Genomic DNA, 11,158 nt, shown 5'->3' with positions numbered 1-11,158 from the left:
CAGCCCGGGCTCGGGCCTGGCCAGGTCGCCGGTCTGGCTGTCGCGCGGGCGCACGGCCTTGTCGTCCTCGCCGCCGCCCTGGTTGTTGGCCTGGGCCAGGAAGTCGGCCTGCTCCGGGGTCAGGGCGTTGCGGGCCTGGGACAGGATCACGTCCAGGGTCGGGACCACGGGCGCGGCGGAGTCCAGGGCGAAGCCCACGCCCAGGATCAGCAGGCCATGCAGCAGCAGCGACAGCACCATGGTGGCGCTGAGGCGTTCGCGCTCGCCGATGCGCGGCGCCGGAGCCGCCACCGCGCTCACGCCGGCTTGCCCGGTCCCCGGTCCCCAGTCCCCGGTCCCCGCTTCTCGATCGCATCGAACAGCATCCCGGCGATGTTCAGCCCGAACTGGGCGTCCAGCTCGCGGATGCAGGTGGGGCTGGTGACGTTGACCTCGGTCAGGTAGTCGCCGATCACGTCGAGGCCGACGAACAGCATGCCCCGGCGCTTCATTTCAGGCCCGACCTGGGCGGCGATCCAGCGGTCGCGCTCGGTCAGCGGCCGGCCCTCGCCGCGGCCGCCGGCCGCCAGGTTGCCGCGGAACTCGTCGCCCTGCGGGATCCGCGCCAGGCAGTAGTCCACCGGCTCCCCGTCCACCAGCAGGATGCGCTTGTCGCCCTGGACGATCTCCGGCAGGTAGCGCTGGGCCATGGCCAGGTGGCGGCCGCCGTCAGCCGTGCCTCTGTTAACCAGGGTCTCCAGGATCACGTTGAGGTTGGGCTCCCCGGCGCGGGCACGGAAGATCGAGCGCCCGCCCATGCCGTCCAGCGGCTTGAGTACCGCCTCGCCGTGGGTGGCCACGAAAGCCTTGAGGGCGGCGGCATCGCGGCTGACCAGCGTCGGCGGGCAGCACTGCGGGAACAGCAGCGCCGCCAGCTTCTCGTTGTAGTCGCGCAGGCCCTGCGGGTCGTTGACGACCATCGCCCCGGCGGCCTGGGCCAGGCCCAGGATCTGGGTGTCGTGGATGTACTCGCCGTCCACGGGCGGGTCGGTGCGGACCAGGACCACGTCGCCGTGGCCCAGCTCACGGTGTGACGCAGTTCCCAGTTCGAACCATTTGTCCGGGTCGTCGAAGACGGCCAGGGGGGCGACGTCGGCGATCGCGACGCCATCGCGCAGCGACAGGCCTCCGGGACACACGTAATGCAGCCGGTGGCCGCGCCGCTGCGCCTCCAGCAGCATCGCGAAGGTGGAATCCTTGGCGATGCGGATGGACCCGATCGGGTCCATCAGGACGACAATGTCGAGCACCATGCGCAGGTCCACAGCGTGGGGATGGCATGGTAGCAGGGGGCAACGTGTTCAGGCGCCCATCCCGGACAACGAAAACTTGACACTTCCGCCGCAGGCTGGGATATAGATGTTTCGCAGCGGCGCCGGCAATCACGAGCACCGCGCCAGGGGAGTTTTTCGATGACGCCAGACGACAGCCGCGCCGGAAGCCTAGGTGGCCTCCGAGTGATGGTGATCGACGATTCAAAGACGATCCGGCGGACCGCCGAGACGCTGCTCAAGCGCGAAGGCGCGGACGTGGTCACGGCCACCGACGGGTTCGAGGCGCTGGCCAAGATCGCCGACCAGCAGCCGCAGATCATTTTCGTCGACATCATGATGCCGCGACTGGACGGCTACCAGACGTGCGCCCTGATCAAGAACAACCAGTTGTTCAAGTCGGTGCCGGTGATCATGTTGTCGTCGAAGGACGGCCTGTTCGACAAGGCGCGGGGCCGCGTCGTCGGTTCCGAGCAGTACGTCACCAAACCATTCACGCGCGAGGAATTGCTCGACGCGATCCGCAAGCACGTAAACGCCTGACCGGGGGGTAGGGCACGACATGGCACGCATCCTGTTGATCGAGGACTCGCCGACTGACGTCGCGGTGCTCACCCAGCTGCTGGAACGCAACGGCCACGAGGTGTTGTCCTCGGGCAACGCGGAGGACGGCATCGCGATGTGCAAGCGCGAGATGCCCGACCTGGTCCTGATGGACGTCATCCTGCCCGGGATGAACGGCTTCCAGGCGACCCGCGCGCTGTCGCGCGACGCGGCCACCGGGAAGATCCCGGTGCTGATCGTCAGCACCAAGAACATGGACACCGACCGCGCCTGGGGCCTTCGCCAGGGCGCGAAGGACTACATCGTCAAGCCGCCGAACGAGGACGCCCTCGTCGCGCGCATCAACGAGCTCGTCGGTGCCTGAGATGGGTCGGCCGCTCAGCCCCTTCGAGATCCTCGCCGACTACGAGCAGCGTAGCCTGGCGCACGTCGCCGGCCTGCCCGAGCAGCTCGACGCGCCGGGCCTGTGGCGCGGCGTCGGCTTCCGCGTCGGCAGCCAGCGCCTGGCGTCCGGGTTCGAGGAGGTGGTCGAGATCCTGCCGATGCCGCAGGTCACCCCGGTGCCCGGCACGCAGCCGTGGATGCTGGGCGTGGCCAACGTACGCGGCAACCTGCTGCCGATCGTCGACCTCAAGCAGTTCCTCGAAGGCGAGCGCACCGTGCTCCACGAGGGCCAGCGCGTGCTGATCGTGCGCCAGCCCGGCGGCGACGTCGCCGTGACCATCGACGAGCTCTACGGACAGCGCAGCTTCGTCGACGAACAGCAGATCCCGGCGGAGGCGCTGCAGGAGCAGGCCTTCGCCGAAGGACGTTACGCCAACTTCGTCGAGCGCGGGTACCGGCTCGGCGACAACACGTGGGGCATCTTCAGCCTGCAGAAGCTGGCCCGCACTCCCGAATTCCGCCAGGCGACGGCCTGACCGCCGCGCACCGCAACCGAAGACCGAGGTAGAACCATGAGCACCGTGATGGACAACACCGCCAAGGGCCGCAACGTCGGCACCAACTTCTGGGTGTTCCTGCTGGTCCTGTCGCTGATCGTGGTCGGCGCCAACACCATCTACTCGATCGTCAAGGCGCAGCGCCTCAGCGGCGCGAGCGGTGCGGCCTCGAACCTGCAGGTGAACTCGCAGCGGCTGGCCAACCAGGGCCGAGAGGCGGTGGGCGGCAACGCCGACGCGTTCGTGGCGTTCAAGGCCACCCGCCAGCAGATCAACGCCGACGTCGAGTCGCTGAACGCGAACTTCGGCCAGGCCCCGGGCGTCTCCGGGCAGATCGCCACCGTGACCGAGACCTGGCTGCCGCTGAACAAGAGCGCGCAGCAGGTGATCGATTCCGAGCGCGCGGTGCTCGGCCTGGCAGGCAACGCCAACAGCTTCGTGCAGCGCGTGCCGCAGCTGCAGGCGCAGATGGACGAGGTGGTGCGCGCGATGCTGGCCAGCGGTTCGGCCTCGTCGCAGGTCTACCTGGCAGTGCGCGAGGGCATCCTCGCGGCGACCATGGCCCGCCGCGTCGCGGAGATCCAGGCCGGCGGCCCGGGCGCGCAGATCGCCGGCGACGCGCTGGCGCGAGACGCCGGCGTGTTCGGCCAGGTGCTCCAGGGCCTGCACGAGGGCGGCAGCGGCGAGGCGCAGAAGGTGACCGCGCCGGCGGCCGTGGCTTCGCTCAACCAGGCCAACACCCTGTGGACCGCGATGCAGACCGACCTGGACGCGATCCTCAGCACGTCGCAGAACCTGTTCCGCGCACAGAGCGCGGCCGACGCCATCGCCACCGGTTCCAACAAGCTGCTGACCGACAGCGAAAACCTGTTCGGCGCGCTGACCGCGTTCGGCTCGCTGAAGGACACCAGCATCATCGGCGGCGTGTGGGTCTCGATCATCTCCGGCGGCCTGACCCTGTTCGCCATCGTCGGCCTGCTGGTGTCCCTGAGCCGTGCGCAGCGCAAGCGCTACGAAACCACGATGGAACTCAACAACCGCAACCAGGAGGCGATCATGCGCCTGCTGGACGAGATGGGTTCGCTCGCGGAAGGCGACCTCACGGTGAAGGCGACGGTGACCGAGGACATGACCGGCGCCATCGCGGACTCGATCAACTTCGCGGTCGAACAGCTCCGCAGCCTGGTGCAGACGATCACGGACACCTCGGTGCAGGTGGCGTCCAGCGCCCAGGAGACCCAGGCCACCGCCATGCACCTGGCCGAGGCCGCGGAACACCAGGCCACGGAAATCAACTCCGCCTCGGACCGGATCAACGAAATCGCGGCGAGCATCAACCAGGTGTCGAAGAACTCCGCCGAGTCGGCCGAGGTGGCCCAGCGCTCGGTGCAGATCGCGACCAACGGCGCCGGCGTCGTGCGCCAGACGATCCAGGGCATGGACAACATCCGCGACCAGATCCAGGAAACCTCGAAGCGAATCAAGCGCCTCGGCGAGTCCTCGCAGGAAATCGGCTCGATCGTCGAACTCATCAACGACATTTCCGAACAGACGAACATCCTGGCGCTCAACGCGGCCATCCAGGCGGCATCGGCCGGTGAGGCGGGCCGCGGGTTCGCGGTGGTGGCGGACGAAGTGCAGCGACTCGCGGAACGCTCGTCGAACGCGACCAAGCGAATCGAATCGCTGGTGCAGACGATTCAGGCCGACACCAACGAGGCCGTCAGCTCGATGGAGCAGACGACCTCGGAAGTGGTCGCCGGTGCGCGACTGGCCGAGGACGCGGGTACCGCGCTGGGCGAGATCGAAAACGTGTCGACCAACCTCGCCGACCTCATCCAGGGCATCTCCAGCGCGGCGCAGCAGCAGACCGCCGCGGCGACCAACATCACCCAGGCGATGAACACCATCCAGTCGATTACCGCGCAGACCTCGCAGGGCGCGAGCCAGACGGCGCAGTCGATCGGAAACCTGGCCCAGCTCGCCGCCGACCTTCGCCGTTCGGTCGCCGACTTCAAGCTGCCCGCCTGACCCGGCGGGACGGATAGAGCCGTACGATGACGACTGCGCTTCGCGACGCGCTCGACTACACCACGCTCGGGTGGATCAAGCCCGAGCTGGACGAGACCCTGCGCAAGGCGCGGATCGAGATCGAGGCGTTCGCCGACGACCTTTCCGATACCGCGCGCATGGCCGCGTGCGCCGAGCGCCTGCACGAGGTGCAGGGCACGCTGCGCATGGTCGAGCTTTATGCGCCGGCCAAGGGCGCCGAGGAAATGGAACGGCTCGCGCCGGCATTGCGCGAGGGCAAGGTGGCCGGGCGCGAGGACGCCTGCGCCACGCTGATGCGCGGCGTGGTCCTGTTGCCGGATTACCTGGAGCGCCTGCAGGGCGGCCACAAGGACGTCCCGGTGGTGCTGCTGCCGCTGCTCAACGACCTGCGTACCGCGCATGGCGAGCAGGCCGTGGACGAAAGCGCGCTGTTCTCGCCGGGCATGCAGCGCCCGCTGCCGGATGCGTTCGGTGCCGGAATGCCGCAGCCTGCCGAAGGCGACGCCGCCGCGCTGGTCGCCCAGTTCGACGCCGCGCTGGCCGCCTGGCCCGCGCAGCAGGCCCAGCTGGCCGCCGCCGCTGAAGGCCTGTACGCGCGTGCCGGCAATGCCGAGGGCGCGCGCCGCATGTACTGGGTGGCCTCGGCCGTCGCCGCCGCGTTGCGCGACGGTGCGCTGAAGGCCGACGACGGCCTGCGCGACGCATTCGCCGCGGTCGCCGCCGAAGCCCGCCGCCAGCCTGCCGCCGATGCCGCCGTTCCCGTGCGCGCCGACGTCGCGCTCGAGCCGGCGCGCAAGCTGCTGTATCGCGTCGCCCGTGCGGGCGGCGACCATCCCGCGCTGCAGAGCCTGCGCGAGACCTTCGACCTCGACCTGCAGGCATCCGAATCCGAGATCGCGCACGCGCAAGGCAGCCTCAGCGGCCACAACCGCGCGCTGCTGGACACCGTGTCCGCGGCGATCAAGGAAGACCTGCTGCGGGTCAAGGACGCGCTCGACCTGCACCTGCGTACCGGCCAGGGCGACGTGTCCGCGCTTCGGCCGCAGGCCGGCGCACTCGGCACCATCGCCGACACGCTCGGCATGCTCGGCCTGGAAGCCGCGCGCAACCTGGTGTCGCGCCAGCGCGATGCGCTCGAAGGCATCCTCGGCCAGGGTCGCGGCGTTGCCGAGGGCGAACTGCTCGACATCGCCTCGGCGCTGCTTTACGTGGATGCGTCGCTCGACGAGCAGGTTGCCCGCCTGGGCGGCCCGGACGCCGGCACCGACGACATGCTCGCCAGCGAGTCGCGCAAGGTCACCGAAGTCCTGGCACGCGAGGCGATCGCCAACTTCGCCGACGCGCGCCAGGCGTTCGTCGCCTTCGTCGAGACCGGCTGGGACCACGGCGAACTGGTGGAAGTGCCGCGCCTGCTTGGCGAGGTCGCCGGTGCGTTGCAGATGCTCGACCTGCCGCAGCCGGCCAAGTACCTTGCCGGCGTCCGCGCCTACACCGAGCGCGAACTGGTCTCGCGCCGCCGCATTCCCAGCGGCCGCCAGCTCGACACCCTGGCCGATGCACTGGCCAGCCTGGAATATTTCCTCGAAGCGCTGCGCGAACAGCGCGGCAACCGCGACGACATCCTCGACATCGCGCGCAACAGCCTGGAAGCCCTGGGCTACTGGCCGGTCCCGGAACCCGAGCCGATGCCGGAACCGGCACCGGAAGCCGTGGCACCGCCCGCTCCGGCACCGCCGCAGGCCGCGGCGACGCCTTCCATGGAAGCGCCGTCCGCGGACGCGCCCGCCGCCCCGTCGTTCACGGGCACGCCTGCCGCGCCGCCGCCGGCTGCGGTCGAGGCGCCCCGGCCGGACGCCCCGGTCGCGCCCGCGTCGCCGCCGCCTGCGCCCGTCGCTGCGCCGCCGCCGGCGCATGCCCCGGCGCCCGTCGGCACCGGCACCGCCGGCGGATTCGAAGTCACCGGCGACGAGATCGACGACGAAATCCGCGAAATCTTCCTCGAGGAGTTCGAGGAAGAGATCGCCAACCTGCGCGACATGCTCCCCGAGTGGCGCGAAGCGCCGGACGACCTCGAGCGCCTGCGCCCGATCCGCCGCGTCTTCCACACCCTGAAGGGCAGCGGCCGCCTGGTCGGTGCGCGCACCCTGGGCGAGTTCGCCTGGAAGACCGAGAACATGCTCAACCGCGTGCTCGACGGATCGCGTCCGCCGAGCCCCGCCGTGCTGGCGCTGGTGACGCAGAGCTACGAAACGCTGCCGCAGCTGCTTTCGGCGCTGCGCGGCGAAGGCAGCCTCGTCGCCGACCTGTCGGCGATCGAGGCCGTTGCGGATCGCGTCGCCGCCGGCGAGGAAGCGTTCCACACCGCCACGGCCGCGCCCGCCGCTGCCGCCGAACCCGAGGCACCCGCGGCATCGGAGCCGGTGGTCGAGGCCGCGTCCGCGTCCGCGCCCGAACCGGAACCCGTGGCCGAACCGGCGGGCGAGCCCGCGAACGTGGACCAGGTGCTGCTGGAGATCCTCGACGCCGAGATCGCCGGCCACCTGGTCACCGTCGACCAGTGGCTGGCCGGCGCGCGCATGGCGCCCGCACAGGCCGACGACTCGCTGCTGCGCGCGATCCACACCATGAACGGCGCGTTCGCGATGACCGAAGTGCCGGCCATCACCAACGCGATGACTCCGGCCGAAGCCTATGTGCGCCGGCTGGTGGCGGCGCGCGCCACGGCGACGGGCGAGGGCGTTGCCGCGCTTTCCGACCTGACCACGGCGATCCGCTCCACCGTCGCCGCGCTGAAGTCGCCCGCTCCGCGCATTGCCAGTTGCGACGCGCTGGGCGCGCGCCTGGCGGCGCTGCGCGACAGCCTGCCCGAGGTGGCGCCGGCCGAGGAATTCGGTGTGCCGGACATCGACCTCGACCTCGACATCGATATCGACGCGATCGAGCCGGACGTCTCCGAAGCCCCCGAAGCGCCCGCGCCGGAAGCGCCTGCCGCCGAAGCGCCGGCTCCCAACCTGGGCGCGTCGCTTGCCGACGAGCTGTCCTCCATCGACGTCGCGGGTGCCTTTGGCGACCTCGCCAGCGTGCTGGGTACCGGCGAGGCCGCGGACTCGATTCCGGCTCCGGCGGAGCCCGATGCGGGCGCCAGCGAACTCGAGGCCAACCTGCTCGAGGCCGAGCGCATCGAAGCCGAGCGCATCGAAGCCGAGCGCCTGGCGACCGAGCGCGCGGCTGCAGAGCACTCAGCCGCCGAGCAGGCCGAAACCGCGCGGCTGGAAAGCGAGCGTGCCGAGGCTGCGCGCCTCGAAGCCGAACGCGTTGAAGCAGAGCAAGCCGAAGCCGCACGGCTCGAAGCCGAACGTGCTGAAGCGGCACGAGCCGAAGCGGCACGAGCCGAAGCGGAACGCCTCGAAGCCGAGCGCCTCGAAGCCGAACGTGCCGAAGCCGAACGCATCGAAGCCGAGCGCGCTGAAGCCGCGCGCCTCGAAGCCGAACGAGCCGAAGCCGAACGAGCCGAAGCCGAACGAGCCGAAGCCGCGGAGTCCGTCGTTGAAGCCCCCGCTGCCGCTGCGCCTGTCGCCGCATCCTCCGAGGATCCCGACGGTCCGCTCGATCTTACCGATCTCGACCCGGAGCTGATCGACATCTTCGTCGAGGAAAGCGTCGACCTGCTCGACCATTCCGACTCGCTGCTGGCGCAACTCCAGGCAGCCCCCGGCGAAGGCGATTCGCTGGTCGGCCTGCAGCGCGACCTGCATACCCTCAAGGGTGGCGCGCGCATGGCCGGCATCATGGCCGTGGGCGACCTCGGCCACGCCATGGAATCCCTGCTCGAGGCCGTGGTCGACCAGCGCGTCGAACTCGGCCGCGACGGCATCCCGCTGCTCGAGCGCGGCCTGGACCGCCTGCACGCGATGGTCACCCGCGTCGGCTCGCGCCACGCCATCGGCCTGCCCGCGCGCCTGATCGCCGAGTTCGAAGCGCGTGCGCGCGGCGAAACGCTGGCGCCCGAACAGGAAACCCCGCGCCCAAGCGGCCCGGTGCCCGCGCCCAGGGTCGAACTCAAGCCGCTGTCGGCGCCGATCGGCGACGTCGCCCAGGACGACGACGACACCAGCGTGCGCGCCCCGCAGGAACAGGTGCGCATCCGCGCCGACCTGCTCGATCGCCTCGTCAACTACGCCGGCGAGGTCGCGATCTACCGCGCCCGACTCGAGCAGCAGCTCGGTTCGTTCCGCACGGCGATGGGCGAAATGGAGCAGACCAACGCGCGCCTGCGCGACCAGCTCCGCCGCCTCGACAGCGAAACGGAAGCGCAGATCATCGCCCGCTACCAGCGCGAGCACGACACCGGCGACCAGACGTTCGACCCGCTGGAGCTCGACCGCTTCTCGACCCTGCAGCAGCTGTCGCGCGCGCTGGCCGAGTCCGCGGCCGACCTGACCAGCCTGCAGCAGTCGATGGACGACCAGATCCGTCACTACGAAACCCTGCTGCTGCAACAGTCGCGCGTGAGTTCCGAGTTGCAGGAAGGCCTCATGCGCACGCGCATGGTGCCGTTCGATGCGCTGGTGCCGCGCCTGCGCCGCGTAGTGCGCCAGGCGGCCAGCGACACCGGCAAGCAGGTCCAGCTCAAGCTCGACGGCGCCCAGGGCGAACTCGACCGCAACGTACTCGAGCGCATGACCGCGCCGCTGGAGCACATGCTCCGCAACGCCGTCGCACACGGCCTGGAATCCCCGGACGAGCGCCGCAAGGCGAAGAAGGGCCCCGAAGGCACGATCCGCATCGTGTTGCGCCGCGAAGGTTCGGAAGTCGTGCTGGAAGTCGGCGACGACGGTGCCGGCCTCAACCGCAAGGCCATCCGCAAGCGCGCCGAACAGCGCGGCCTGGTGCAGCCGGGCGCGGTGCTCAGCGACAGCGCGCTGGACTCGCTGATCTTCGAGCCGGGCTTCTCCACGGTCGACGAGGTCAGCCGCCTGGCCGGCCGCGGCGTGGGCATGGACGTGGTCGCCAGCGAAGTGCGCCAGCTCGGCGGCACCTTCGATATCAAGACCGCCAAGGGCGAAGGGACCACCTTCGTCCTGCACCTGCCGCAGACGCTGGCGGTGACGCAGGCGGTGTTCGTGCGCGCGGGCGAAACCAGCTACGCCGTGCCGATCGCCTCGGTGCGCGGCGTCGGCCGTATCGCGCGCGAGGAACTCGAGAAGGAAGGCGCGACCTACAGCTACGGCGGCGAGGAGTATGTGCTGCACGACCTCGGCCTGCTGCTCGGCCATGGCGCGGCCAAGGCCGAGGGCCAACTGCAGATGCCGCTGCTGCTGATCCGCTCGGGCGACCTGCGCGCGGCGGTCTGCATCGACCAGGTGCTGGGCAACCGCGAAATCGTGGTGAAGCCGGTCGGACCGCAGGTGGCCTCGCTGCCGGGCATCTTCGGCGCGACCATCATGGGCGACGGCAGCGTGGTCGTGATCCTCGACGTCGCGCCGCTGGTGCGCCGCCAGTCCGCGGCGCCGCGCGACGTGGCCCCGGTGCAGCCGGTGGTCGCGCGCAAGGTGCCGCTGGTGATGGTGGTCGACGACTCGGTGACGATGCGCAAGGTCACCGGCCGCGTACTCGAACGCCACAACTTCGAGGTCGGTACGGCGAAAGACGGCATCGATGCGCTGGAGCGCATGGCAGAGCGCGTCCCGGACCTCATGCTGCTCGACATCGAGATGCCGCGCATGGACGGCTACGAGCTTGCGACCGCGATGAAGGCCGAGCCGCGCCTGCGCGACGTGCCTATCATCATGATCACCTCGCGTACCGGCGAAAAGCATCGCCAACGCGCGATGGAGATCGGCGTCAACCGCTACCTGGGCAAGCCGTACCAGGAGCACGAACTGCTGCGCAACGTGTTCGAACTGCTGGCGCAGGAGCAGCAAGGTGTCTGAAGCGCCCAAGCGGGTCGCGCTGCTCGCGCGCCCGGGACCAGCCTGCGACAACCTGCAGTCGGCGCTCCGGCAGGCAGGTGCGGACCTGGTGCTGGTCGCCGACCCGACCGCGGGTGATCCGGCCGCGGTCGTGGCCGCGTCGCCACAGGCGGTGCTCGTGGCACTGGAGCCCAGCGTCGAGGACGCCCTCGATGGTTTCGACGCGATCCTGCAGGCGCCGTCGATGATCGTGATCTACGACGAAGTCGCGGTCGCGGCCAAGCGCGAGGGCTGGGACGCCGCGCGCTGGGTGCGCCACCTGGCCGCCAAGCTCGGCGGCCACCAGGACGTGCTTCCGCCGGGCGCGGGCAGCGACGAT

General features: G+C 70.3%; 6 protein-coding genes and 2 pseudogenes. 6 read left to right on the top strand and 2 right to left on the bottom strand.

Annotated features, from left to right (window positions below; genetic code table 11):
* Window positions 1-240: pseudogene (locus tag QAA18_RS11680) on the bottom strand (energy transducer TonB); the annotation flags it as partial.
* Between the two features lie 56 nt (window positions 241-296).
* Complete coding sequence (gene gshB / locus QAA18_RS11675) at window positions 297-1,292, bottom strand: glutathione synthase (protein ID WP_279413147.1); 996 nt, start codon at window positions 1,290-1,292, stop codon at window positions 297-299.
* Window positions 1,293-1,451: 159 nt separating this feature from the next.
* Between gshB and pilG the strand changes: the two genes are divergently transcribed.
* From pilG to QAA18_RS11645, 6 genes and pseudogenes are all read left to right on the top strand, one after another.
* Window positions 1,452-1,853, top strand: a complete 402-nt coding sequence (gene pilG, locus QAA18_RS11670; protein WP_279413146.1) for a twitching motility response regulator PilG — start codon at window positions 1,452-1,454, stop codon at window positions 1,851-1,853.
* Between the two features lie 19 nt (window positions 1,854-1,872).
* Window positions 1,873-2,238: a response regulator gene (locus QAA18_RS11665; protein ID WP_279413145.1), complete on the top strand. Its 366-nt coding sequence runs from the start codon at window positions 1,873-1,875 to the stop codon at window positions 2,236-2,238.
* 1 nt (window position 2,239) lies between these two features.
* On the top strand, window positions 2,240-2,794 hold the full coding sequence (locus QAA18_RS11660; RefSeq protein WP_279413144.1) for a chemotaxis protein CheW: 555 nt from the start codon (window positions 2,240-2,242) through the stop codon (window positions 2,792-2,794).
* A gap of 36 nt (window positions 2,795-2,830) precedes the next feature.
* The gene (locus tag QAA18_RS11655) at window positions 2,831-4,846 is read left to right on the top strand and encodes a methyl-accepting chemotaxis protein (RefSeq protein ID WP_279413142.1); all 2,016 of its coding nucleotides are present in this window, start codon (window positions 2,831-2,833) and stop codon (window positions 4,844-4,846) included.
* A 26-nt stretch (window positions 4,847-4,872) separates the two neighbouring features.
* Complete coding sequence (locus tag QAA18_RS11650) at window positions 4,873-10,800, top strand: Hpt domain-containing protein (protein WP_279413141.1); 5,928 nt, start codon at window positions 4,873-4,875, stop codon at window positions 10,798-10,800.
* Window positions 10,793-11,158, top strand: a pseudogene (locus tag QAA18_RS11645) (chemotaxis protein); the annotation flags it as partial. The gene QAA18_RS11650 and the pseudogene QAA18_RS11645, both read left to right, overlap by 8 nt.

It is taken from the genome of Luteimonas sp. 8-5, assembly GCF_029763755.1.
GTDB lineage: Bacteria > Pseudomonadota > Gammaproteobacteria > Xanthomonadales > Xanthomonadaceae > Cognatiluteimonas.
Note: the sequence above shows the minus strand (reverse complement) of the source record. Positions and strands in the feature narration are given on the sequence as shown.

What these genes read in the sequence shown, in the direction of transcription:
- gshB (WP_279413147.1), bottom strand. Translation starts at nt 1,292, where the DNA reads ATGGTGCTCGACATTGTCGTCCTGATGGACCCGATCGGGTCCATCCGC.
- pilG (WP_279413146.1), top strand. Translation starts at nt 1,452, where the DNA reads ATGACGCCAGACGACAGCCGCGCCGGAAGCCTAGGTGGCCTCCGAGTG.
- QAA18_RS11665 (WP_279413145.1), top strand. Translation starts at nt 1,873, where the DNA reads ATGGCACGCATCCTGTTGATCGAGGACTCGCCGACTGACGTCGCGGTG.
- QAA18_RS11660 (WP_279413144.1), top strand. Translation starts at nt 2,240, where the DNA reads ATGGGTCGGCCGCTCAGCCCCTTCGAGATCCTCGCCGACTACGAGCAG.
- QAA18_RS11655 (WP_279413142.1), top strand. Translation starts at nt 2,831, where the DNA reads ATGAGCACCGTGATGGACAACACCGCCAAGGGCCGCAACGTCGGCACC.
- QAA18_RS11650 (WP_279413141.1), top strand. Translation starts at nt 4,873, where the DNA reads ATGACGACTGCGCTTCGCGACGCGCTCGACTACACCACGCTCGGGTGG.